This window comes from Ensifer sp. KUDG1, assembly GCF_050434285.1.
In the GTDB taxonomy this organism is placed as follows: domain Bacteria; phylum Pseudomonadota; class Alphaproteobacteria; order Rhizobiales; family Rhizobiaceae; genus Ensifer.
Genome location: NZ_JBNDIG010000007.1, coordinates 261,366 through 285,865, shown reverse-complemented (window position 1 = coordinate 285,865; position 24,500 = coordinate 261,366). Strand labels below are relative to the sequence as shown.

Here is a 24,500-nt window from a genome sequence, read left to right as displayed (position 1 = left end):
GAGGCGGTGATGGTTCGTGACTACAACAACCGCCACGCACTGGAGCAGAAACTGCGCTCGGCACCGACGTCGCCGGCGGCAGACCACCTGATGGTCGGGCATTGGCGCACGATGGCAACGGTTCTCGCACGCGCCGGCCGCGAGGAGACCGTGCGTCACGCGATTGCCGCACAGTCCGACTTGTCCATGCGATTCTTGGCCCCGGGGGAGTGGCTTGTCGTCTCCGAGGTCGAAGCGCCGAGCGGGCTTGTACGTCGGCTCGAAGCGCTTTGCGACGGCAGTGCCTATGTTGTCGACCAAAGCGATGGGCGTGTCGTCTTCCGGATCGCCGGCCCGAACGTGCGCGGCATCCTCGCCAAAGGCATCGGTCTCGACCTTCATGCGGCAGCCTTCACGGTTGGCGGCAGCGCCAATGCGCTTTGCGGTCACATCCCGGTCAATCTCGCCCGGACGGACGAGGACACGTTCGAGCTGATCGTGCCGCGGAGCTACGCGGAATCGCTGTTCGATGACCTGCTGACGATGGGGCGGGCCTTCGATCTTACCGCCGCTTTCTCGGACTGAACCGGCCCTTTCAAGAGGTCGCAATCAAATGCGGCATGAAATGCCGCAAACGGGTCGCCCATCCGCCAGCAAACGGCGGAAATGGACAAGCGTCCTTCGCAGCCGTGTCTTTATCGGCGCCGTCTTTCTGACTAGGCTTTCATCGTCAGCCGCTTGCGCTTCTGTGCCTGAAGCAAGCGGTCGCCGTGCCTGAGTTTCTTCCTGACAATTTGGCCATGCCTCCGGCAGGAGCATGGGGAGACGGAGTGTACGCATGAAAAGCCATGCCAAGGTCGTCGTTATCGGAGGCGGTGTCGTCGGTTGTTCGGTGCTCTATCACCTGACGAAATTCGGCTGGACCGACGCCGTGCTGCTCGAACGATCGGAACTCACCTCCGGCTCCACCTGGCATGCGGCCGGCGGCATGCACACGATCAACGGCGACCCGAACGTCGCCAAGCTGCAGAAATATACGGTCGAGCTCTATAAGGAGATCGAGGAATATTCCGGCCAGGATGTCGGCCTTCACATGACCTCGGGCATGATGCTGGCCGCCACCAAGGAACGCTTCGACTGGATGAAGTCCATCCTTGCCAAGGGCCGCTACATGGGGCTCGAAGCGGAGCTTTTGACGCCGAAGGAAGCGCACGACCTGATGCCGCTGCTCGATCCCGACCAGTTCGTCGGTGCGGTGTTCGATCCGGTCGAGGGGCACCTCGATCCCTATGGCACGACGCACGCCTATGCCAAATCGGCGAAGAAGAACGGTGCGGAGATCTATCTGCATACCAAGGTCGAGGATCTGGTGCGGCGGGAAGACGGTTCCTGGCGGGTGATCACCAACCAGGGCGAGATTATCGCCGAACACGTTGTCAACGCCGCCGGCCTCTGGGCGCGCGAAGTCGGCCGCATGGTGGGACTGGAGCTGCCGGTGCTTGCCATGGAGCACATGTATCTCATCACCGAGGACATGCCCGAAGTCATCGAATTCAACCAGACACGCGGCAAGGAGCTGATGCACTGCGTCGATTTCGACGGCGAGATTTATCTCCGCCAGGAGCGAAACGGGATGCTGATGGGCACCTATGAGAAGGCGTGCCGCCCGTGGTCGCCGATCTCGACGCCCTGGGATTTCGGCCACGAACTCCTGGCCGAGGACATCGACCGCATTTCGCCGGAACTCGAAGTCGGCTTCAGGCACTTCCCGGCCTTCAACAGGGCCGGCATCAGGAAGATCATCAACGGCCCCTTCACCTTTTCGCCGGACGGCAACCCACTGGTCGGCCCGGTGCGGGGCTTGAGGAACTACTGGTCGGCCTGTGCCGTCATGGCCGGTTTCAGCCAGGGCGGCGGCGTCGGGTTGGCACTCGCCAACTGGATGATCCATGGCGACCCCGGCTTTGACGTCTTTGCCATGGACGTCTCCCGCTATGGCGATTTCGCCACGCTCGCCTATACCAATGCCAAGGTGCGCGAGAACTATTCCCGTCGCTTCTCGATCCGCTATCCGAACGAGGAACTGCCGGGCGCGCGGCCGCTGCTGACGACGCCGATCTACGACCGACTGGAGGCGGCAGGCGCCGTCTTCGGCGCGTCCTACGGGCTCGAAACGCCGCTGTGGTTTGCACCCGAAGGGGTAAAGGATACCTTCTCCTGGCGGCGCTCGACCGATTTCGAGACCGTGGGCGCGGAGGCGCGGGCCGTGCGCGAAGGCGTCGGCCTGATGGAGACCTCGGGCTTTGCCAAATATGCGATCACCGGCAAGGGCGCCGAATCTTGGCTCGACCGCATGCTTGCCTGCCGCATCCCCCACGAGGGGCGCATGACGCTGGCGCCGATGCTGAAGGACGACGGCAAGCTGATCGGCGACTTCACCCTGGCCAAGCTCGGCGAGGGGGATTTCCTGCTCGTCGGCTCCGGTATCGCCGAGGACTACCACATGCGCTGGTTCGAGGCGCATCTGCCTGCGGACGGTTCGGTTTTGCTAAGGGCTTTGAAGCTGGAGCTGGTCGGCCTGTCGATCGCCGGGCCAAAGGCCCGCGATGTGCTCGCGAGCCTGACCCATCTCGACATCTCCGATGCGGCGTTCCCATTCATGGATATCCGCCGTATGGACCTCGGCATGGCGCCTGCGATCGTCGGCCGGGTCAGCTATACCGGCGATCTCGGCTACGAGATCTGGATGAAGCCGGAGTACCAGCGCTATCTCTTCGAACTGCTGATGGAGAGGGGGGCCGCCTCCGGCATCCGTCTGTTCGGCTTGAGAGCACTGAATGCGCTGCGCGTCGAGAAATCCTTCGGCAGCTGGGCGCGCGAGTATCGTCCGCTCTATGGCCCGGTCGAAGCCGGGCTTGGACGGTTTGTTGCGACCGGCAAGGATGCCGATTTCATCGGCAAGGCGGCGGCCGTTAAGGAGAAGGCGGATGGTGGCGCACTACGTCTGAGAACCTTCCTGCTCGAGGCGAAGGACGCTGATGTCATCGGCGACGAGCCGATCTACCTCGACGGCGTCGTGCGCGGCTGGGTGACATCGGGCGGCTATGCGCATGCAAGCGGCGTTTCGGTCGCCATGGGCTACGTGCCGAAGGAGATCGCCGACCGCAGCGATGGCTGGTCGATCGAACTCCTGGGTGAGATCCTGCCGGCCCGTCTTCAGCCGCATCCGCTGTTCGATTCGAACGGTCAGCGCATGCGCGCCTGAGCAATCGGCGTGGAGTGCAGGCCGTAGTGGGCTCTTGAAGCTTCATAGAATACCCGACGCTTTTACGACTAAAGTTGATGATTTCGCGGGCGAAAGCTGCGGAAATTTTGATTTTTCTGGCTGTAAAAGCGTCAAATCGATTTTATCGAGGAAGTTTTTGATGAAGTCGCGTTTTTTAGCTTTCCTTTTCGTTTGAAAGAGGTATGGAATCGAGCAAACACAGCGCTCAACAATGAGCTCAAAAAACAAGAGACCGGACCGTTATGGATCTGGTCCAGGGGAAGATTGATGGAGTATTTCGTCCAGCAGCTCGTCAACGGGCTGACTCTTGGGTCTATTTATGGTATGATCGCTATTGGTTATACCATGGTCTACGGCATCATTGGCATGATCAACTTCGCCCACGGCGATATTTTCATGCTCGGCGGCTTTGCTGCTTTGATTGTCTTTCTTATTCTCACAACATTTATCGGGGGCGTCCCGGTTGTACTTGCTCTCCTGCTGATGATGGTCGTCGGCATGTTGACCGCAGGTCTCTGGAACTGGACGATCGAGAAGGTGGCCTATCGGCCGCTGCGCGGTTCGTTCCGGCTCGCGCCGCTGATCACCGCGATCGGCATGTCGATTGCGCTGTCGAACTTCATCCAGGTGACGCAGGGTCCGCGCAACAAGCCGATCCCGCCGCTCGTTTCCTCGGTCTACGAGGTCTTCGGCATCACCATCTCGCTGAAGCAGATCATCATCATCGTCATTACGGCGGCTCTGCTTTCAATCTTCTGGTACATCGTCAACAAGACCCCGCTTGGTCGTGCCCAGCGCGCGACCGAACAGGACCGCAAGATGGCGGCGCTGCTCGGTGTCGACGTCGACCGCACCATCTCGGTGACCTTCATCATGGGTGCAGCACTCGCTGCCGTCGCCGGTACGATGTATCTGATGTATTATGGCGTCGTCGTCTTCACCGACGGTTTCGTGCCTGGCGTCAAAGCGTTCACCGCGGCCGTTCTCGGCGGCATCGGATCGCTGCCAGGCGCCGTTCTCGGCGGACTGTTGATCGGGCTCATCGAGTCCCTCTGGTCAGCCTATTTCACCATCGACTACAAGGACGTCGCGACCTTCTCCATTCTCGCCATCGTCCTGATCTTCAAGCCGTCTGGCATTCTCGGACGACCGGAAGTCGAGAAGGTATAATTCCATGGCAAACATTGCTTCTACGACTGCAAGCGCCGGCACTGACGTGACGGCGCGGGCCCTGCGCGAGGCTGTCTTCGCGGGCCTGATTTCGCTCGGTCTTTTCGTGCTGTTCGTCGGTCTCAAGTCCGACCAGAACATCCGCAACGAACTGATCCTCAACCAGCGCTGGGGCCTGCTGGCGATCTTCGTGATCGTCGCTGCCGTCGGCCGCTTCCTGATGGTTGCCTATGTCCAGCCGGCCATGGCCCGGCGCAAGGCCGCCAAGGCCGAAGCCGAGGATGCGGTGAAGGAGGAGACCTTCTTCACCCGCCACTTCTCCAAGCTCGCGATCGCGTTCCTGCTCGTCTATCCGCCGCTCGTCGTCGCGATCTTCGGCATCCAGGGCTCGCTCAAGTGGGTCGACAATTTCGGCATCCAGATTCTGATCTACGTGATGCTGGCCTGGGGGCTGAACATCGTCGTCGGCCTCGCCGGCCTGCTGGACCTGGGTTATGTCGCCTTCTACGCGGTCGGTGCCTATTCCTACGCCCTGCTGTCGACCTATTTCGGGCTGTCGTTCTGGGTTCTTCTTCCGGTCGCCGGCATCCTTGCCGCCTTCTGGGGCATGATCCTCGGCTTCCCGGTTCTGCGTCTGCGCGGTGACTATCTGGCGATCGTGACGCTCGCCTTCGGTGAAATCATCCGATTGGTGTTGATCAACTGGACGGAAGTGACGAAGGGTACCTTCGGCGTCTCCGGCATCGCCAAGGCAACGCTGTTTGGCATCAAGTTCGATGCCTCGAAGGACGGCTTTGCCGCGCTGATGGGCCTGCCGATGTCGTCGGCCTATTACAAGATCTTCCTGTTCTATCTGATCCTGGCGCTTGCGCTGCTCACGGCTTACGTGACGATCCGGCTGCGCCGCATGCCGATCGGCCGCGCCTGGGAAGCGCTGCGCGAGGACGAGATCGCCTGCCGCTCGCTCGGCATCAACACGGTGACGACCAAGCTCACGGCCTTTGCGACGGGCGCCATGTTCGGCGGTATCGCCGGCTCGTTCTTCGCCGTGCGCCAGGGCTTCGTATCGCCTGAATCCTTCGTCTTCCTGGAATCTGCGGTCATTCTCGCGATCGTGGTTCTCGGCGGCATGGGCTCGCTCACCGGTATCGCCGTCGCTGCGGCCGTGATGATCGGCGGCACCGAAATCCTGCGCGAGCTTTCCTTCCTGAAGATGGTCTTCGGACCGGACTTCACACCTGAACTCTACCGTATGCTGATCTTTGGCCTGGCCATGGTCGTCGTCATGGTCTGGAAGCCGCGCGGCTTCGTCGGATCACGCGAACCGACAGCCTTCCTGCACGAACGCAAGGCAGTCTCCGGCAGCTTCACCAAGGAAGGGCACGGTTGATGGCCCGCGAGACGACGACAATGACAAAAGACCCCATTCTCAAGGTTGAGCACCTGTCGATGCGCTTCGGCGGTCTGATGGCCATCAACGACTTCTCCTTCGAAGCCTATCGCGGTGACATCACCGCGCTGATCGGCCCGAACGGAGCGGGCAAGACCACGGTGTTCAACTGCATCACCGGCTTCTACAAGCCGACGATGGGCATGATCACGATGAAGCAGAAGGCCGGCAAGGAATACCTGCTGGAACGTCTGCCGGACTTCGAGATCACCAAGCTCGCCAAGGTGGCGCGTACCTTCCAGAACATCCGGATGTTCTCCGGTCTGACGGTGCTCGAAAACCTGCTCGTCGCGCAGCACAACAAGCTGATGCAGGCATCCGGCTACACTTTCCTCGGCCTGCTCGGCTTCCCGGCTTACCGCCAGGCATCGCGCGAGGCGATCGACCTTGCCAAGCACTGGCTGGAAAAGGCGTCGCTGATCGACCGTGCGGACGATCCGGCCGGTGACCTCTCCTACGGCGCCCAGCGCCGTCTCGAGATTGCCCGCGCCATGTGCACGGGTCCGGAACTGCTTTGCCTGGACGAGCCGGCCGCCGGTCTCAATCCGCGCGAGTCCCTGGCGCTCAACGAATTGCTCAAAAGCATTCGCGCCGATACCGGCACGTCGATCCTGTTGATCGAACACGACATGTCCGTGGTCATGGAGATTTCCGACCACGTGGTGGTCCTGGAATATGGGCAGAAGATTTCCGACGGCACACCGGATTTCGTGAAGAACGATCCGAGGGTCATTGCGGCCTATCTGGGTGTCGAGGATGAAGAGGTTGAAGAGGTGATCGAACAAATCGAGGAAATCGAAGGCGGGCAGGGGGGCACCAACTGATGACGGCGCCTCTTCTCCAAGTTAAAGCCGTCGAGACCTACTACGGCAACATCCGCGCGCTCAGCGGGGTCGATGTCGAAGTTCACCGCGGTGAAATCGTCTGCCTGATCGGTGCCAACGGCGCCGGCAAGTCGACGCTGATGATGACCATCTGCGGCAGCCCACAGGCGCGTACCGGTTCAGTCTTCTTCGAAGGCCAGGACATCACCCGCATGCCGACGCACGAGATCGCCCGGCTGCGCATCGCGCAGTCGCCCGAAGGTCGGCGCATCTTCCCGCGCATGACGGTGTTTGAAAACCTGCAGATGGGCGCCAGCCTCGACAACCTGAAGCACTTCGACCAGGACGTGGAAAAGGTGTTTGCGCTTTTCCCGCGCCTGAAGGAGCGCCAGGCGCAGCGCGGCGGCACGCTTTCGGGCGGCGAGCAGCAGATGCTGTCGATCGGCCGCGCACTGATGGCCCGGCCGAAGCTCCTGCTTCTCGACGAGCCGTCGCTCGGTCTCGCACCGCTGATCGTCAAGGGCATCTTCGAAGCGATCAAGAAACTCAACAAGGAAGAGGGGCTGACCGTCTTCCTCGTCGAGCAGAACGCCTTCGGTGCGCTCAAGCTTTCGGACCGCGGCTACGTGATGGTCAACGGCCGGGTGACGATGAGCGGTTCCGGCAAGGAACTGCTCGCCAATCCGGAAGTGCGCGCGGCCTATCTCGAAGGCGGCCGTCATTGAACGGCTGCATCTGGAGCAAGTGACATGCAGGGAATTCTCTACGAAGAAGTGTCGATCTGGCAATTTCTTTTCATCAGCTGCGTTCTCGGCGGCTGGACGGCGTGGCGTACCGGCAAGAGCGTCGCCGAAAGCTGGGAGGAGTTTCCGCGCCTCCTTCTCTACGTTGCGTTGCTGGGGCTTGGCATCCGCTTCGTGCATCACGCTCTCTTCGAGGGCACGATGTTCAGCCTGCACTACTATATCGTGGACACGATCGTGCTTTTGTTGTTTGCTACCGCAGGTTTCCGATACTACCGGACCAAGCAAATGACCAATAACTACTATTGGCTCTATGAGAAGGCTTCGCCTTTCTCATGGAAAGCCAAATAAAGGGAACAGCGCGCGCCGGCCGCCGCGGCCGGTGCGAAAGAAACACCGGCGCAACTATGGTGGGCATTGCGCAGGTTGGTAACGAGACCCGCTCGAATAATTGGGAGTAACAAGATGAAAAAGTCTCTTCTGTCGGCGGTCGCGCTGACGGCTATGGTTGCCTTCAGCGGCAGCGCCTGGGCTGATATTCTCGTTGGTGTCGCCGGCCCGCTGACTGGCCCGAACGCCGCTTTCGGTGCACAGCTCCAGAAAGGTGCAGAGCAGGCCGCCGCTGACATCAACGCTGCCGGCGGTATCAATGGGGAACAGATCAAGGTTGTGCTCGGCGACGACGTTTCGGACGCCAAGCAGGGCGTTTCGGTCGCCAACAAGTTCGTTGCTGACGGTGTGAAGTTCGTTGTCGGTCACTTCAACTCGGGCGTGTCCATCCCGGCTTCTGAAGTTTACGCCGAAAACGGCATCCTGCAGGTAACGCCGGCCTCCACCAACCCGCAGTTCACCGAGCGCGGTCTCTGGAACACGTTCCGTACCTGCGGCCGTGACGACCAGCAGGGTGCAGTTGCCGGTGCCTACCTCGCCGCCAACTTCAAGGACGCAAAGATCGCCGTCATTCACGACAAGACCCCCTATGGTCAGGGCCTTGCCGACGAAACCAAGAAGTCGATGAACGAAGCCGGCCTCACCGAAGCCCTCTATGAAGGCATCAACACCGGCGACAAGGACTTCTCGGCGCTCATCGCCAAGATGAAGGAAGCTGGCGTTTCGATCGTTTACTACGGCGGTCTGCACACCGAAGCCGGCCTGATCATGCGCCAGATGAAGGACCAGGGCCTCAAGGCTACCCTGATGTCGGGCGATGGTATCGTTTCGAACGAACTGGCTTCGATCGCCGGCGACGCCGTTGACGGCACGCTGATGACGTTCGCTCCGGATCCGCGCAAGAACCCGGCTGCCAAGGACCTCGTCGAGAAGTTCCGCGCTGCCGGCTTCGAACCGGAAGCCTACACGCTCTACGCCTACGCCGCTCTCCAGGTCATCGCAGAAGCTGCCAAGGCTTCCGGCGGCAACGACCCGCAGGCAGTTGCCGAAGCCATCAAGGCAAAGGGTCCGTTCAAGACCGCAATCGGCGAACTCGGCTATGACGAAAAGGGCGACATCACCCGTCCGGACTACGTCATGTACACCTGGAAGAAGGGTGACGACGGCAAGTACAACTACTTCCAGAACGAGTAGTTCTGAGTTCGGACCTTGTGTCCGACTGGTTGGGGCCCGGCGAGCGATCGCCGGGCTTTTCTTTTTGGTGAGGTGTCGGCGCAGCGGTCGGCTATTTCAGCAGCGTGTCCCTGAGTGAGGAGACCTCGGCGCGCAGTCGCTGGAGATCGTCGGGGCCGAGCTTTGTCGCTTCGCCAAGGTTGCGGGGCACTTCCACTGCCTTTTGCCGCAACGCCTTGCCCATGTCGGTCAATTGCACCCGGACCTGCCGCTCGTCCGCCTTGTCGCGCACACGGGCGATGTAGCCGCCGGCCTCCAGGCGCTTCAGCATCGGCGTCAAAGTGCTCGATTCCAGGAAGAGCCGTTCGCCGAGGCTGCCGACCGTCTGGTCGTCTTTCTCCCACAACAGCACCATCACCAGATATTGCGGGTAGGTGAGATCAAGTTCCTCCAGCAGCGGCTTGTAGATGCGCGTGAAGGCGTGGTTTGCCGAATAGACCGCAAAACAGAGGAAGCTGTCGAGCGCCAGCATCGCCTCGTCGTTCTTGGAGTTGGTGTCAGTCATCGCTTTCTCCTGTCATGCGTTCAAAATAAATCGTTCACGATATAATCGCAAGGCATTGACAGTCGTGCGGTCGCATTATAAATGTTGTGCACGATCTAATCGATGGCGATATAAATGTATATAAATCGTGCACGATTTAATCGCTAGATATCTAACTATAGCGCGGCACGACCGCAGGGAAGAAGGAGCGTTCCATGAGCAAGGCAATCAGCAAGACCGAAGCCAACAGCATCTCCCGCCGCAGCGTTCTCTCGGCCGCCTTTGGCGCTGCCGCCACGGCAGTCGCGGTCCATGCCATGAACACGCCGGCCAAGGCCGCATCCAACACTGTATCAACCGCCGGCGCGTCCGGCACGAAGGGAGCAAACACCATGGGCAGCCGCATCATCACCCGCGATGGCGTCGAGATCTATTACAAGGACTGGGGGCCGAAGGATGGCCCGGTCGTCGTGCTCAGCCACGGCTGGCCGCTGTCGTCGGACAGCTGGGAAGCGCAGGCCTTCCACCTTGCCGCCAACGGTTTCCGCGTCGTCACCCATGACCGCCGCGGCCACGGCCGTTCGTCGCAGCCCTGGGACGGCAACGACATGGATCACTATGCCGACGACCTTGCTGACCTGATCAATGCGCTCGACCTGAAGGACATCTTCCTCGCCGGGTTTTCGACCGGCGGCGGCGAGATCAGCCGTTATATCGGCCGCCACGGCACCAGCCGGGTCGCCAAGGCCGGCCTGATCTCGGCGGTGCCGCCGCTGATGGTCAAGACCGACAAGAACCCCGGTGGCCTGCCGAAGGACGTCTTCGACGGTTTGCAGGCGGCAAGCCTCAAGGATCGCTCCAAGCTCTACCGCGATATCGCGTCCGGTCCGTTCTTCGGCTTCAATCGCCCGGGCGCGGTTGCCTCGCAAGGCATGATCGACAGCTTCTGGCTGCAGGGCATGATGGCCGGCCACAAGAACACCTATGACTCGATCGTCGCCTTCTCGCAGACCGACTTTACCGAGGACCTGAAGAAGTTCGACGTGCCGACCTTGATCATCCATGGCGACGACGACCAGATCGTGCCGATCGATGCGGCGGCACGGGCCTCGAAGACGCTGGTGCCGCATGCGGAGCTCAAGGTCTATGCCGGCGCACCGCACGGCATCACCGACACCCACAAGGACCAGCTCAACGCCGACCTGCTCGCCTTCGCCAAGGCCTGATGGCAGTTGAAATCACGATGAGAGGCGCCGGCAACGGCGCCTCTTTTTTGCTTTTTGTGATAGGTGTTTCGCTTGTCGAGATAGCTGTCGCGTCGCGCCGTTTCGTGCACTATCTCGCAGCGATTCTGATCCGGAGGCAGGCATGAGCTCGAAACCCCGCATTCTCGTCACCCGTCGTTGGCCGGCAGCGGTGGAGCAGGTGCTTGCCGAACGCTTCGACGTCACCTTGAACGAAGGGGACGTGCCGCTGACAGCCGCAGAACTGGCCGAAGCACTGCGGACCTATGACGCCGTTCTCCCGACGGTCTCTGACCGGCTTCCGGCCGACCTCTTTGCCCGCGGCGGTCTCCGCGCGAAGATCCTTGGAAACTATGGCGTCGGCTACAATCACATCGACGTTGCGGCCGCCAAGGCTGCCGACATCGTCGTCACCAACACGCCGGGTGTGCTGACCGACTGCACCGCCGACATCGCCATGACGCTGCTGCTTGCGGTCGCGCGGCGGGCAGGCGAGGGCGAGCGGCAGGTGAGGGCCGGCGAATGGACCGGCTGGCGCCCGACCCACATGATTGGCGGCAAGGTCACCGGCAAGACGCTCGGCATCATCGGCTTCGGCCGCATCGGCAAGGCGATGGCCAAGCGCTGCCACTTCGGCTTCGACATGGATGTCGTTTTCTACAATCGCTCACGCATCGACCCGGCCGAGGCCAGCCGTTATGGCGCCCGCCAACTCGACACGGTCGAGGACGTGCTGAAGGTGGCGGACTTCGTGTCGCTGCATTGCCCTGGCGGCGGCGAAAACCGGCACCTGATCAATGCCGAACGCCTGGCCCTGATGAAGAAAAGCGCCTACCTCGTCAACACGGCGCGGGGTGATGTGATCGACGAGCCGGCGCTGATCGCGGCGCTCGAAAACGGTGTCATTCGCGGCGCCGGCCTCGATGTCTTCGAGGCGGAACCGAACGTGCCGGAACGTCTGCGCGCGCTCGAAAATGTCGTTCTGCTTCCACATCTCGGCAGTGCGACGGAGGAGACGCGCGTCGCCATGGGCATGAAGGTAGTCGACAATGTCACCGCCTTCTTCGATGGTCGCGAACCGCCGGATCGCGTCGTGTAGAAGGCTGCCCGTTTTCTGCGCAGAGCCTGCATGGAAATGCAGCATGTTGACGATTTTCTTTGCAAAACAATAACTTGACTTGTCGTGCCGCGATGCGGACGATAGCGCCAAGATAAGGCGGTGGGCTCAATGGGCACTGTGCCTCGAATGAAGGACGCCGCTTAGCGGTCTGAGATGGACAAGGCAGCACGCATCGCCCCGCAGCGGGCCTGGGGCAAGGGACGGCTGGTCGCCAAGGCGGCGCTCGGCCACAGCCGCATTGCCGAACTCTACCAGGAAGGCTGCGCCAAGATCCGCCTGCCGAAGACCTTCGATACCTCGATGGAGGCAGTGCTCATCAATTCTTCCGGCGGGCTTACCGGCGGCGATCGGATGATCTGGGAGGTCGCGGCAGGGGCCGAAACCGAGGTGACGGTGACGACGCAGGCCTGCGAGAAGATCTATAAGGCGAGCGCCGATACCGTCGAAGTGGCGACCCGTATCGAGGTTGCCGCCGGCGCGCGCGTCGACTGGCTGCCGCAGGAGACGATCCTCTTCGACCGGGCCTCGCTCGCGCGCTCGCTGGAGGTGGAACTTGCCTCAGACTCGACGTTTCTCGCGGTCGAAGCGGTGCTGCTCGGCCGCAAGGCAATGGGTGAGGCAGTTGAAACCGGGCTCTTCCGCGATCGCTGGCGCATCCGTAGCGAGGGCAAACTGCTGCATGCGGACAATCTCGCCCTATCAGGAGAAGTCGCCAGTCTCGCCCAACGCAAGGCGGTGCTCGATGGTGCGGCTGCCTTTGCCACGCTGCTCTATGTCGGTCCGGACTGCGAACTCCAACTGCCGCGTCTTCGGTCGCTCGTCGATGGCGCAGCGGGCGTCGGCATCAGCCATTTTCAGGTCCATGGCCGCGACAAGCTGGTTGCCCGTTTCGTGGCGCCGGATGGCTTCGCGCTCAGAAAAATCCTCATCCCGGTTATTTCGCACTTGCGCAAGCAGAAGACTGTGCCGAAAGTCTGGGTACTCTAGCGCGTTTCACATTTTTATTTGAAACAGTGAAACGATCTAACGCATTGAAACTTTGTAATTCCTGGCGGAAGACCGCTTCGCAGATTTCCCAGGGAATTGCTTCACGAACAACCGGTGGCGACGCATGAATCTTACCCCGCGCGAGAAAGACAAACTGCTGATTTCGATGGCGGCCATGGTTGCCCGTAGGCGCCTGGAGCGCGGCGTGAAACTCAACCACCCGGAAGCGATCGCGCTGATCACCGATTTTGTCGTCGAGGGCGCGCGCGACGGGCGCTCGGTCGCCGAACTCATGGAGGCGGGTGCGCAGGTGCTGACGCGCGAGCAGGTGATGGAGGGCATCGCCGAGATGATCCATGACATCCAGATCGAGGCGACCTTTCCTGACGGAACCAAGCTCGTCACCGTGCACGAGCCCATCCGCTAGGCGCAGGGCGCCTGAAGCCTGAATGCGGGATAAAAGTATGCGGCCGGCCGAGGGCGGCTTGAGGAGAAGACCATGATCCCAGGAGAAATCATCGCGGCGGCCGGAGAGATCGAGCTCAATGTCGGCCTCGACACGACGACGATCGAGGTCGCCAATACCGGCGACCGCCCGATCCAGGTCGGCAGCCACTATCACTTCGCCGAAACCAATGCGGGACTTAAGTTCGATCGCAAGGCCGCCTACGGTCGCCGGCTCGACATTCCCGCCGGCACGGCCGTGCGGTTCGAGCCGGGCCAGACACGCCAGGTGACGCTGATACCGCTTTCCGGCAAGCGCGAGGTCTATGGCTTCCGCCAGCAGGTGATGGGCAAGCTATGAGGGCGCTGCCGGTTCTCGGGCTGCTTCTGCTGCTTGCTGCGCCGGCGCTCGCCGAGGACGAGCCGGACGCGGATTGTGCGAATGCGATCACTCAGCCGGATCTGAATGACTGCGCCTACCAGGAATATGAAGCGGCCGACGCGGAGTTGAATGCAGTCTACCGGCAGGCGATGACGGCGGCGCAGAATGTCGACAAGGAGCTGGAAGGCGCCGATATCGGCGCGGTCGAGGCGCTGAAGACGGCGCAGCGCGCCTGGATCGGCTATCGCGACGGTCAATGCGAGTTTGCCGGCTTCCAGGCCCGTGGCGGCCAGGCGGAGCCGATGCTGGTTTCGGGCTGCCTTGCCCAGCTTACGCAGAAGCGCACCGCCGAACTCAACGAATTTCTCGAAACCCAAGGGAACTGATCATTGCAGGCTGGCCGCGTCATCATGATCGTGGGCAATGGCGAGGTGCCTGACGGCGCCGGCGCGACGATCGATGGTGCCGATCTCGTCGTGCGCTTCAACGATTGCCGCTCTGTCGGCTCCGGCGGCCACAGGACCGATATCGTCGCCGTCTGCAACACCGGGCGACCGGGGATTTCCATGCTCGGCGGTGGCCGCTGGAAGACGAACGCCACGGTGCGCCAGGCGCGGGAGATCTGGTGCGTTCGCTCCGGCGCGAAGTTTGCCGCGATGCGCGCCGGGCTTGCGGAAACGCATCCGGACCTCGACGACTTCTGCGACGATTACACTGTCGGTTTCGAGAGCTTCGCCCGCTCGACCAACCGCGGCTTTCGCGTCGTTCCGGTCGATGTGCACGAGCAGGTGGAGCAGGATCTCGCCGGCTTTTCGCCAGATCCTTACGTCGTTCCGTCGAGCGGGATGATCGTGATTGCCGATATCCTCGCGCATCTCGCGACGCCTGACGACGATGTCGTTCTTGCCGGCTTTGGTCATGTCGGCTGGGAATGGCATCCCTTTGCCGCCGAGCGCCGCCATGTCGACGCGCTTGCGGCTGGCGGCCGTCTTCGCCGCCTCCATCCCGTTTCTTCTTCGTCCCAAGGAGCCTGAACCATGCCCTACAAGATGTCGCGTGCGGCCTATGCCAACATGTTCGGCCCGACGGTCGGCGACAAGGTGCGGCTCGCCGATACCGAACTCTTCGTCGAGGTGGAAAAGGATTTCACCACCTATGGCGAGGAGGTGAAGTTCGGTGGCGGCAAGGTCATTCGCGACGGCATGGGGCAAAGCCAGATGACGCGCGCCGAGGGCGCCGTCGACACTGTTATCACCAACGCGCTGATCATCGACCACTGGGGCATCGTCAAGGCGGATATCGGCCTCAAGGACGGACGCATCGCCGGCATCGGCAAGGCCGGCAACCCGGACACGCAACCGGGCGTCACCGTCATCGTCGGTCCCGGCACGGAGGTCATCGCGGGCGAAGGCAAGATCATCACCGCCGGCGGCATGGACAGCCACATCCACTACATCTGCCCGCAACAGATCGAAGAAGCGCTGGTGAGCGGGCTGACCACCATGCTCGGCGGCGGCGCCGGGCCGGGGCATGGCACGCTTGCAACCACCTGCACCTCCGGTCCCTGGCATCTCGCCCGCATGATCGAGGCGGCCGATGGCTTCCCGATGAACATCGCCTTTGCCGGCAAGGGCAATGCTTCGCGGCCGGGTGCTCTGGTGGAAATGGTGCTTGCCGGCGCCACCTCGCTGAAGCTGCACGAGGACTGGGGCTCGACGCCGGCGGCGATCGACTGCTGCCTCGGCGTCGCCGACGAATACGACGTTCAGGTGATGATCCACACGGACACGCTGAACGAAAGCGGCTTCGTCGAAGACACGATCGCGGCGATCAAGGGCCGCACCATCCATGCCTTCCATACGGAAGGGGCGGGTGGCGGCCACGCGCCTGATATCATCAAGATCTGCGGCCAGCCGAACGTCATCCCGTCCTCGACCAACCCGACGCGACCCTACACCAAGAATACGCTGGCCGAGCATCTGGACATGCTGATGGTCTGCCACCACCTGTCGCCGTCGATCCCCGAGGACATCGCCTTTGCCGAGAGCCGCATCCGCAAGGAAACGATCGCGGCCGAGGACATCCTGCACGACATCGGCGCCTTCTCGATCATCTCGTCGGACAGCCAGGCGATGGGCCGCGTCGGCGAGGTGGCGATCCGCACCTGGCAGACCGCCGACAAGATGAAGCGCCAGCGCGGGCCCCTGCCGCAGGAAACCGGCGACAACGACAATTTCCGAGTGAAGCGCTACATCGCCAAATACACGATCAATCCGGCGATCGCCCACGGCCTCAGCCACGAGATCGGCTCGATCGAGGTCGGCAAGCGTGCCGATCTCGTCCTCTGGAACCCGGCCTTCTTCGGCGTGAAGCCCGACTTCGTGCTGCTGGGCGGCTCGATCGCGATGGCGCCGATGGGCGATCCGAACGCCTCCATTCCGACGCCGCAACCGGTGCACTACCGGCCGATGTTTGCCGCCTATGGCAAGAACCGCACCAGCTCCTCCGTCACCTTCGTGTCGCAGGCCTCGCTCGATGCCGGCCTTGCCGCCAAGCTCGGCGTCGCCAAGCAGCTCGTGGCTGTCCGCAACACCCGCGGCGGCATCGGCAAGGCGTCGATGGTCCACAACAACCTGCTGCCGCATATCGAGGTGGACCCGGAGACCTACGAGGTGCGCGCCGACGGCGAACTTCTGACCTGCGAGCCGGCGACGGTCGTGCCGATGGCACAGCGCTACTTCCTGTTCTAGAGCAGGCAGGGACAGGGAATGAAGCGTGGCCTGAAATGGGTTTTCTTCGGCCTGCTGGCGGCGGTGCTTGCCGTTGTCGTCGGAACCCTGCTGCCGCGGCCGCTCCTGCCGGTTTCCGCCTCTGCGACCGCAACCGGGGGCACCCGCATCCTTCTGCTTTCCGGCCCGATCCACACGGACATCGCCATACCCCTGACGGACGAGACCCGGGCGCGGTTCGGGTTTGTCGAGGCGGCCGGCGTACCGCTTGCGCATCCGCAGGCCGAATGGCTGATCTTCGGTTGGGGCGGGCGCTCCTTCTATCTGGAAACGCCGACCTGGTCGGAGCTGAAGGCCGGGCCGGTGTTCAAGGCGCTCACGCTCGACCGCTCGGTCATGCATGTGGATATCGCCGGCCGGATCGTCGAGCCGCAGGCGGCCGTCGCCGGCTTCGAGCTGAACGAAGCGGGATACGATCGGCTGCTCGACTTTGTGGCTGAGAGCTTCACCCGCGAGGCCGGAGCCGTCGTTCCGGTCGAGGGCTTTTCCTACAATGGCAACGACCGCTTCTTCGAGGCTGGTGGCAGCTTCAACGCGCTCTTCGGCTGCAACACATGGACGGCGCGGGCGTTGCGAGAGGCGGGCTTGCGAACCGGCCTGTGGAACCCGGTTCCGCCAAGTCTTGGGTTGTCGCTGCGGCTCCATAACTGAGCAATGACGGGCAGCTGGCAGCCATGCGGCCACCGCATGGCTGCCATGCTTGCATGTGAATTGGGGCCTTTCGTGCTGCGCCGCAGCGCAAGATCCGATAGGAAGACGGCTGACCTTCCTCGGTTGCCAGCAATCCTCCCAAGACCTGCCGACCGAGAGCTGCGCCAGAGCGGTTTGCGGTTTCCCGCATGTATCCCGCTCTAACTTACAAGAGACGATCACGTTGATGATTTTGGTCGAGCCGACCCAGATCATCGTGGTCCAAAGGAGATGACGATGCTTGGCAGAAAAGTACCCGCTGTAACGTTCCGCACCCGCGTTCGCGACGAGGCCGTTGGCGGCTCGAACCCGTTCCGCTGGGAGGACGTGTCCTCCGACGATTACTTCGCAGGCAAGCGCGTCGTGCTGTTCTCGCTGCCGGGCGCGTTCACGCCGACCTGCTCGACCTTCCAGCTGCCCGATTTCGAAAAGCTGACGGCCGATTTCCGCGCCGAAGGCGTCGACGAAATCTACTGCATCTCGGTCAACGACGCTTTCGTCATGAACGCCTGGGGCAAGTCTCAGAGCCTTGAAAACGTCAAGCTGATCCCGGACGGTTCGGGCGAGTTCACCCGCAAGATGGGCATGCTCGTCGCCAAGGACAATCTCGGCTTCGGCATGCGCTCCTGGCGCTACGCTGCCGTCGTCAACAACGGCGTTGTCGAGCAGTGGTTCGAGGAAGAAGGCTATTCCGACAACTGCGACAGCGACCCCTATGGCGTGTCCTCGCCGCAGAACATTCTGGAGACGCTGAAGTCCCAGAAGCTCGCCGCCTGATGGCAGCGGTCTACCGTTCCTGATTGGAAAGAGCCCGAAGATCGGATCCGGTCTTCGGGCTTTTTCTTGCGCGGTCCCAGTCGCCGCAGGCGTGTGAAAAGCCGTGCTCCCCGCTGGCGCCAGTGCTTTTTCTTGCTAAAGTAGCCGACAGAAAAGATATCGAGGGTTCAATGGTTTACATTATCGCCTACCTGACCGCACACCCGGGCAAGGGGGAGGAAGTGGTGTCGCTTGCAGCACCGCTGATCGAGGCCACGCGGCGCGAGGCCGGCTGCATCACCTATGACCTCTATCGCAAGCCGGCCGAACCCGATGTGATGGTGTTTGTCGAGACCTGGAAGGACAAGGCCGCCGTCGACGCGCATTTCGAGGAACCCCATCTGAAGGCCTTTCAGGCGGCGATGGCCGACCTGCTGGTCGAGGCGCGCATCGAGCTCGTGACGCCGGAAAAGGTCGAGGTTCTCTGACGATGCCTTATCGTTCGACAGAGGTTCTTTCACCGGGACCGGCCGATATTGCACCGCTTCATAGTGTGACATTGACGCACGACGCGCGGCATCTGCGCCGCAAGTTGCTGCATCTCGAAAACGACGATGTGGTGATGCTGGATCTCAAGGAAGCGGTGATGCTTGCCGATGGCGACCTCCTGGTGCTTGAGGGCGGCGGCCATATCCGTATCGTCGCGGCACCGGAAGCGCTCTACGAAATCCGCCCGCGCGACGCGATGTATCTGATCGAGCTTGCCTGGCATCTCGGCAATCGCCATTTGCCGGCGCAGTTCGAAGAAGGCCGCATCCTGATTGCCCGCGATCCGGTGATCCGCCAGATGCTCGAAGGCCTGGGCGCGGCGGTGAGCGAGGTTTCGCTGCCTTTCCATCCGTTGCGCGGCGCCTACCATGCTGGCGGTCACAACCATGGCCACAGCCACCACCACCATGGCTGAGCGGGTCGGCACGCAAGCGCTGCTTCGCCTCGCGACATGGATGTCGCCGGCCTTTCCGGTCGGCGCCTTTTCCTATTCCAGCGGGCTCGAGCAGGCGGTTCACGATCGTCTGGTGAGCGACGCCGGCGAGCTTCGCAACTGGCTTGAGACGGTCGTCTCTCTGGGTTCCGGCTGGAACGATGCGCTGCTTCTGGCCGAGAGCTATCGTGCCGTGAACGACCATGCCCGGCTGTCTGCGGCGGCAGAGCTTGCCGAAGCCCTGGCCGGAGGCCGCGAGCGCCATATGGAAACCATGCTGCAGGGCCAGGCGTTTCTGGCAGCGGCGCGCTCGTGGCCGCATCCGGTTCTCGATGCGCTGCCTGAAAGTGTCGCCTATCCGGTCGCAGTCGGTGCCGTCGCCGGCGCTCATAAAACGGGCCTCGAGCCGGCGCTTGCCGCCTATCTCAACGCCTCCGTCTCGAACGCCGTCTCGGTGGCGATCCGTTGCGGCGTGACCGGCCAGCGCGATGGCGTCGGTGTCATCGCAGCGCTCGAACCGGTCATCGCGGCGACAGCCGTCAAGGCCGCCGGCGCCTCGCTCGACGATCTCGGCTCGGCCACGATGACAGCGGATATTTCGGCGCTCAGGCACGAGAGCCTGCATTCGCGGCTCTTCCGTTCGTAATCTATAGAACTGCGCGATTTCAGACGGAACGCTGCTTCACACTTTCCCTGCAATTGCTTCCACCTTGAAAGGACATCCAGATGGCATCGAAGAACGGTCCCCTTCGCGTCGGCATCGGCGGGCCGGTGGGCTCGGGCAAGACGGCGCTGACCGACAAGCTCTGCAAGGCGATGCGGGAGAAGTACTCCGTCGCCGTCGTCACCAACGACATCTACACCAAGGAAGATGCCGAGGCGTTGGTGCGTATGCAGGCGCTGCCGTCCGATCGCATCGTCGGGGTGGAGACCGGCGGGTGCCCACACACGGCGATCCGCGAGGACGCCACGATCAATCTTCAGGCGATCGCCGATCTCAACCGCCGCATTCCCGATCTCGATGTCGTCTTCATCGAATCCGGCGGTGACAATCTCGCGGCGACCTTTTCGCCCGATCTCGCCGACCTGACGATCTATGTCATTTCGGTCTGCCAGGGCGAAGAGATACCGCGCAAGGGCGGGCCGGGCATCACCAAATCGGACCTTCTGGTCATCAACAAGAAGGATCTCGCCCCTTACGTCGGCGCCGATCTCGACGTGATGCAGCGGGACGCGACGCGCATGCGGGCGGAAAAGCCCTTCGTCTTTACCGACATGAAGCGCGGCGACGGCATCAACCGGATCGTCGATTTCCTGACGCTGCACGGTGGGCTTTGACGCTTTCCGCTTTTGTTGCTTCTGGCGCCTGAGCTTGTCAGTGCGTCAGAAGCGCTCCAGCGCCTGCCGGTCGTGGATCTCGATGACGCGGCCCTTGACGGTGACGCCGGAGCGGCGAAGGGCCGAGAAGGCGCGCGACAGTGCCTCGGGCGCCAGGCCCAGCTTGCCGGCCAGCACATTCTTCTGGAAGGGCAGGCGGAAGGAAAAGTTGGTGATGCCGTCGGGGCAATTGCCGAGAATGTAGCTTGCGACCCGCTGCGGCGCCGTCAGCAGCCGGTCTTCGGCCAGGCAATCCTCGGCCATTTGCGCGTGCCGGCACAGAAGCTGCATCAGCGCGTCGGCGATCTCGGGTGACTGTTCGGCCAACTTGCGAAGCCTGCGGCTGTCGATGCGCGCGAGCATCGTCGTCTCGATCGCCTGGGCGTTGGCGGTGGCGCGGTTGCCAAGGAACATGGCGCTTTCGCCGAAAAGCTCGCCCTTCGGGAAGACGGCGATATCCGCTTCGCGCCCGTCCTTGCCCAGCCGATAAAGCCGCACCAGGCCGGAAAGCACGAAGAAGACATGGTCCAGCGCCTCGCCCTGGCCAAACAGTATGTCGTGCTCCTCGTGGGTGGAAACCACGACATCATCGAGAATGGCGCTCGATGCCGCCGCCGGCAGCTTTTCGAAAAAGCAGGAGCCGAGCAGCACCGCTCTGTCGTTCGAGTTCAATCGCAACGTCTTCATCGTACCCGTCCTGAGTAAAATCCGGCGTCAGGGTAGTGGGCTTTGCGGATCGTGGTTTGACCTCGATCAAATAGAAACAACAAAAAGCCCGCGCTTGCAGGGCGCGGGCTTGCTTTGGAATTGTGGCAGCCCAGGTTGGAGGGCCACGCCGGTGACGATTTACTCGGCTGCGAGCGCCGGATGATTGATCACCTTGCCGCCGGACCGTGCCTTGGTCTGGTCCGTTTCCAGGGTCTTCAGCCGGTCTTCCAGGCTCTCGATCGTCTTGCCTTGTTCGTGCACGAGGCCCGTGAGGGCTTCGCGGTCGAGCGGCAGGTTCTCCTCGTCCTTCTTGCCGACGAAGCGTCCGAAAGCCCAGGCGAGCAGGCGCGACAGGTCGTCCATGATCAGGAAGAACGATGGTACCACGACGAGGCTGAGAACCGTCGAGACGATGATGCCGCCGATCACGGCGATCGCCATCGGGGCGCGGAACGAGCCGCCTTCGCCGACGCCAAGCGCGGAGGGCAGCATGCCCGCCGACATGGCGATCGATGTCATGATGATCGGGCGGGCGCGCTTGCGGCCCGCTTCGATCATCGCCTGCGTCCGGTCCATGCCGTGATGCATCATCTCGATACCGAAGTCGACGAGCAGGATGGCGTTCTTGGTGACGATGCCCATCAGCATCAGGATGCCGATCAGCACCGGCATCGACAGCGAGTTCTGGGTCAGGATCAAGCCGGCTGCGACACCGCCCATCGCAAGCGGCAGCGAGAACAGGATGGTGAACGGCTGGATCACGTCCTTGAACAGGAGGATCAGCACCACCAGCACCAGCATCAGGCCGAGCAGCATCGCATTGACGAAGCTCTGCTGCATTTCCTCTTCGACCTCCGCGTCACCGCTCTTCAGCAGCTGAACCGTCGACGGCATCTTCGCTTCGTCGGCAATCTGCAGGAAGCGCGCCGAGGCGGTATTGAGCGCCACGCCGATCGGAAGATCCGCGCCGAGCGCCACGACGCGGTTGCGGTCGTAGCGTTTGATCGAGCTCGGGCCTTCGGAATAGTTGATGTCGGCGACGCTCGACAACGGCACCGTCAAGCCAGAAGCGGTCTGGATCTTCAGATTGCGGATCGCGGCGATATCCGTGCGGAAGTCGCGGTTGATCTGCACGCGGATCGGGATCAGCCGGCCGTCAAGGGCGATCTTCGTCAATGCAGCGTCGATATCGCCGATGGTGGCGACGCGGATCACTTCGGAGATCTGTGCCGTGGTGATGCCGAGGCGCGACATCTGCTCGTCGCGCGGACGGATCTGCAACTCGGGACGCGGAAGGGCGCCGTCCGGGCTGACATTGGCCAGCAACGGATCGCTGCGCAGCTTTCCTTCCAGAATGCCGACGGCTTTGTCGAGATCGGCCTCGTTGTTGGAGAGCAGATTGAACGACAGTTCCCGCTCGCCTCGGTCGTTGAGCTTGATCACCCGGACATCCGGCAAATCGCGAACGCGGGCAAAGATCTCCTTCTCGATCTGCGACTGCGGAATGATGCGGCCCGATGGCGGCAACTTCGGCAGGTACTGGCCGACGACCGGCAGTTTGCCGAAGACGTCGTTGACCACCTTGTTGAGGAGCGAGTGGTCGCGCTTTTCGAGCAGCACCGTCACGGTGGCCCGGCGCAGTTCCAGGTCACCCTTGGGCGAGGCACCGCCAAGCACGAACACGCTTTCCACGCCGTCCAGGTCCTTGACCCTTTCGTAGATTTGCGCGGTCGTCCGGTCGGTGTCTTCCAGCATAGCGTCAGGCGCCAGTTCGACCGACAGGCTGACTCGCGACGTGTCGTCCGGAGGCAGGAACCCGCCGGGCACGAACATGAACAAGGCGGCCACGGACGCCACGGTCACCCCGATCGCGATGAGCACCGTCAGGTAGCGCATGTACCAGCGTTTCGTCGTCGCATGAACCAGACGCGTGTAGCCGCGCATCAGGGTGCCGTCTTCGGCATGATGCCCGTCAAGTTTGGACGGACGCATCATATAGGCGGCCATGACCGGCGTAATCAGGCGTGCAACGAGCAGCGAGAAGAAGACCGAGACGGCGACGGTCAGGCCAAACTGGATGAAGTACTGGCCAACAATCCCCGGCATGAACGACACCGGGATGAAAACCGCGATGATCGTGAACGTGGTTGCGATCACCGCGAGGCCGATTTCATCCGCCGCTTCGATCGCCGCCCTGTAGGGCGACTTGCCCATATGGATATGCCGCTCGATATTCTCGATCTCGACGATGGCGTCGTCGACAAGGATGCCGGTTGCGAGCGTCAGTGCGAGGAAGCTGACGAGATTGAGCGAGAAGCCGAGCAGTTCCATGACCCAGAAGGTTGGAACGGCCGACAACGGCAGGGCGACGGCGCAGATCAGCGTGGCGCGCCAGTTGCGCAGGAACAGCATGACGACGATGACGGCGAGCAGCGCGCCTTCCATCAGCGTGTGCAGCGCCGCTTCGTAGTTGCCGTAGGTGAAGTAGACGGAATCGTCGACCATCTCGATGGTGACGTCCGGGTTCGCCGCGCGGATCTTCTCGAGCGATTTGGCGACCGTCTCGGCGACGCTGACTTCCGAGGCGCCCTTGGCGCGGAAAACTGCGAAGGTCACGCCGGGGGTGCCGTTAAAGCGCGAGAAGGAGCGTGGCTCCTCATAGGTGTCGGTGACCGTGCCCAGATCGGACAGGCGCACGAAACGGCCGCTCGGGACCGAGATCATCGTGTTGGCGAGCTGGTCGACATTGCGGGCGTCGCCGAGCGTGCGGATCGCCTGCTCGCTGCCGCCCACCTGGCCGCGGCCGGAGCCGAGGTCCATGTTCATGCGGCGCAGCTGGCCATTGACGTCTGCGGCGGTGATGCCGAGCGAATTCAGTTTGTCTTCGTTGAGTTCGACGCGCACTTCCCGGTCGGCGCCGCCGTAGCGGTCGACGCGGCCGATGCCGCTCTTGCCCTGGATCTCGCGCTTGATGACGTCATCGACGAACCAGGAAAGCTCTTCCAGCGACATGCCGGGCGCCGAGACGGAAAAGGTCTGGATCGCCTGGCCTTCGACATCGACCTTGGAGACGATCGGCTCTTCGATCGAGGTCGGCAGGTCGCTGCGGATGCGGTCGATCGCATCCTTCACGTCCTGCACCGCCTGGGTTGTCGGCACTTCCATGCGGAAGATCACGGCGGTGGTCGATGTGCCGTCGTTGATCGTCGACTGGATATGATCGACACCGGTGACGCTGGCGACCGCGTCCTCGATTTCCTTGGTGACCTGCGTTTCAAGCTCGGCAGGCGAGGCACCGCTCTGGGCCACGCTGATCGAGACGATCGGCACGTCGATGTTGGGGAAGCGGGTGATAGGCAGGCTATTGAACGACTGATAGCCGAGCACCATCAGCACGAAAAAGGCAAGGATCGGTGCGATCGGATTGCGTATGGACCAGGCTGAGAAATTCATGGTCACGGT

General features: G+C 62.3%; 25 protein-coding genes. 22 read left to right on the top strand and 3 right to left on the bottom strand.

Annotated elements, in window-relative coordinates; translation table 11 throughout:
- The first annotated feature begins 9 nt into the window (after nucleotides 1–9).
- From M2267_RS19290 to M2267_RS19255, 8 genes are all read left to right on the top strand, one after another.
- Nucleotides 10–564, top strand: a complete 555-nt coding sequence (locus M2267_RS19290; RefSeq protein WP_429116229.1) for a sarcosine oxidase subunit gamma — start codon at nucleotides 10–12, stop codon at nucleotides 562–564.
- 253 nt (nucleotides 565–817) lie between these two features.
- Nucleotides 818–3,244 (top strand): GcvT family protein, encoded by a 2,427-nt coding sequence (locus M2267_RS19285; RefSeq protein ID WP_429116228.1) that lies wholly within the window; start codon nucleotides 818–820, stop codon nucleotides 3,242–3,244.
- A gap of 288 nt (nucleotides 3,245–3,532) precedes the next feature.
- Entirely contained in the window at nucleotides 3,533–4,435 is a 903-nt protein-coding gene (locus M2267_RS19280; RefSeq protein ID WP_043611301.1) for a branched-chain amino acid ABC transporter permease, read from the top strand.
- A 13-nt stretch (nucleotides 4,436–4,448) separates the two neighbouring features.
- The gene (livM, locus tag M2267_RS19275; protein ID WP_371742520.1) at nucleotides 4,449–5,825 is read left to right on the top strand and encodes a high-affinity branched-chain amino acid ABC transporter permease LivM; all 1,377 of its coding nucleotides are present in this window, start codon (nucleotides 4,449–4,451) and stop codon (nucleotides 5,823–5,825) included.
- Nucleotides 5,825–6,709 carry an ABC transporter ATP-binding protein gene (locus M2267_RS19270; protein ID WP_043626789.1) on the top strand — a complete coding sequence of 295 codons (885 nt, stop codon included), beginning with the start codon at nucleotides 5,825–5,827 and terminating at the stop codon, nucleotides 6,707–6,709. The genes livM and M2267_RS19270 overlap by 1 nt, the downstream gene beginning before the upstream one ends.
- The gene (locus tag M2267_RS19265) at nucleotides 6,709–7,434 is read left to right on the top strand and encodes an ABC transporter ATP-binding protein (protein ID WP_043626786.1); all 726 of its coding nucleotides are present in this window, start codon (nucleotides 6,709–6,711) and stop codon (nucleotides 7,432–7,434) included. The genes M2267_RS19270 and M2267_RS19265 overlap by 1 nt, the downstream gene beginning before the upstream one ends.
- 24 nt (nucleotides 7,435–7,458) lie before the next feature.
- Nucleotides 7,459–7,803: a DUF6867 family protein gene (locus M2267_RS19260; protein WP_043626784.1), complete on the top strand. Its 345-nt coding sequence runs from the start codon at nucleotides 7,459–7,461 to the stop codon at nucleotides 7,801–7,803.
- 114 nt (nucleotides 7,804–7,917) lie between these two features.
- Nucleotides 7,918–9,036: a branched-chain amino acid ABC transporter substrate-binding protein gene (locus tag M2267_RS19255; protein ID WP_043626781.1), complete on the top strand. Its 1,119-nt coding sequence runs from the start codon at nucleotides 7,918–7,920 to the stop codon at nucleotides 9,034–9,036.
- 91 nt (nucleotides 9,037–9,127) lie between these two features.
- Here the strand turns inward: M2267_RS19255 and M2267_RS19250 are convergent, their stop codons facing one another.
- On the bottom strand, nucleotides 9,128–9,580 hold the full coding sequence (locus M2267_RS19250; protein WP_429116225.1) for a MarR family winged helix-turn-helix transcriptional regulator: 453 nt from the start codon (nucleotides 9,578–9,580) through the stop codon (nucleotides 9,128–9,130).
- A 194-nt stretch (nucleotides 9,581–9,774) separates the two neighbouring features.
- Here M2267_RS19250 and M2267_RS19245 point away from each other — a divergent pair, with 194 nt between their 5' ends.
- The 14 genes from M2267_RS19245 (at nucleotide 9,775) to ureG (ending at nucleotide 20,291) form a co-directional block, all read left to right on the top strand.
- Complete coding sequence (locus M2267_RS19245; protein ID WP_429116223.1) at nucleotides 9,775–10,785, top strand: alpha/beta fold hydrolase; 1,011 nt, start codon at nucleotides 9,775–9,777, stop codon at nucleotides 10,783–10,785.
- A gap of 142 nt (nucleotides 10,786–10,927) precedes the next feature.
- Nucleotides 10,928–11,902: a 2-hydroxyacid dehydrogenase gene (locus M2267_RS19240; protein ID WP_429116221.1), complete on the top strand. Its 975-nt coding sequence runs from the start codon at nucleotides 10,928–10,930 to the stop codon at nucleotides 11,900–11,902.
- Nucleotides 11,903–12,076: 174 nt separating this feature from the next.
- Entirely contained in the window at nucleotides 12,077–12,910 is an 834-nt protein-coding gene (locus tag M2267_RS19235) for an urease accessory protein UreD (RefSeq protein WP_429116220.1), read from the top strand.
- Nucleotides 12,911–13,034: 124 nt separating this feature from the next.
- A complete protein-coding gene (locus M2267_RS19230) occupies nucleotides 13,035–13,337 on the top strand; it encodes an urease subunit gamma (RefSeq protein WP_043627336.1) in 303 nt (100 codons plus the stop codon).
- Nucleotides 13,338–13,409: 72 nt separating this feature from the next.
- Nucleotides 13,410–13,715, top strand: coding sequence for an urease subunit beta (locus M2267_RS19225; RefSeq protein ID WP_060518934.1), 306 nt, complete (start codon nucleotides 13,410–13,412; stop codon nucleotides 13,713–13,715).
- Complete coding sequence (locus M2267_RS19220; RefSeq protein WP_429116219.1) at nucleotides 13,712–14,122, top strand: lysozyme inhibitor LprI family protein; 411 nt, start codon at nucleotides 13,712–13,714, stop codon at nucleotides 14,120–14,122. The genes M2267_RS19225 and M2267_RS19220 overlap by 4 nt, the downstream gene beginning before the upstream one ends.
- Before the next feature lie 3 nt (nucleotides 14,123–14,125).
- Nucleotides 14,126–14,770 carry a Urease operon accessory protein gene (locus M2267_RS19215; protein WP_429116217.1) on the top strand — a complete coding sequence of 215 codons (645 nt, stop codon included), beginning with the start codon at nucleotides 14,126–14,128 and terminating at the stop codon, nucleotides 14,768–14,770.
- A 3-nt stretch (nucleotides 14,771–14,773) separates the two neighbouring features.
- Entirely contained in the window at nucleotides 14,774–16,486 is a 1,713-nt protein-coding gene (gene ureC, locus M2267_RS19210; RefSeq protein ID WP_429116216.1) for an urease subunit alpha, read from the top strand.
- Nucleotides 16,487–16,504: 18 nt separating this feature from the next.
- Entirely contained in the window at nucleotides 16,505–17,176 is a 672-nt protein-coding gene (locus tag M2267_RS19205) for a TIGR02117 family protein (RefSeq protein WP_429116214.1), read from the top strand.
- 276 nt (nucleotides 17,177–17,452) lie between these two features.
- Nucleotides 17,453–17,992: a peroxiredoxin gene (locus M2267_RS19200; protein ID WP_034794163.1), complete on the top strand. Its 540-nt coding sequence runs from the start codon at nucleotides 17,453–17,455 to the stop codon at nucleotides 17,990–17,992.
- 170 nt (nucleotides 17,993–18,162) lie between these two features.
- The gene (locus M2267_RS19195) at nucleotides 18,163–18,459 is read left to right on the top strand and encodes a putative quinol monooxygenase (protein ID WP_429116212.1); all 297 of its coding nucleotides are present in this window, start codon (nucleotides 18,163–18,165) and stop codon (nucleotides 18,457–18,459) included.
- 2 nt (nucleotides 18,460–18,461) lie between these two features.
- Entirely contained in the window at nucleotides 18,462–18,935 is a 474-nt protein-coding gene (gene ureE, locus M2267_RS19190) for an urease accessory protein UreE (protein ID WP_429116210.1), read from the top strand.
- Nucleotides 18,928–19,599, top strand: a complete 672-nt coding sequence (locus M2267_RS19185; protein WP_429116318.1) for an urease accessory protein UreF — start codon at nucleotides 18,928–18,930, stop codon at nucleotides 19,597–19,599. Before ureE ends, M2267_RS19185 begins: the two co-directional genes overlap by 8 nt.
- 80 nt (nucleotides 19,600–19,679) lie before the next feature.
- Nucleotides 19,680–20,291 carry an urease accessory protein UreG gene (ureG, locus tag M2267_RS19180; protein ID WP_034794155.1) on the top strand — a complete coding sequence of 204 codons (612 nt, stop codon included), beginning with the start codon at nucleotides 19,680–19,682 and terminating at the stop codon, nucleotides 20,289–20,291.
- Nucleotides 20,292–20,336: 45 nt separating this feature from the next.
- On the opposite strand, the gene M2267_RS19175 is transcribed toward ureG, so the two are convergent.
- Together M2267_RS19175 and M2267_RS19170 are read right to left on the bottom strand one after the other, a co-directional pair.
- A complete protein-coding gene (locus M2267_RS19175) occupies nucleotides 20,337–21,017 on the bottom strand; it encodes a Crp/Fnr family transcriptional regulator (protein ID WP_429116208.1) in 681 nt (226 codons plus the stop codon).
- A 159-nt stretch (nucleotides 21,018–21,176) separates the two neighbouring features.
- Nucleotides 21,177–24,491, bottom strand: coding sequence for an efflux RND transporter permease subunit (locus M2267_RS19170; protein ID WP_429116206.1), 3,315 nt, complete (start codon nucleotides 24,489–24,491; stop codon nucleotides 21,177–21,179).
- Nucleotides 24,492–24,500 lie beyond the last annotated feature (9 nt).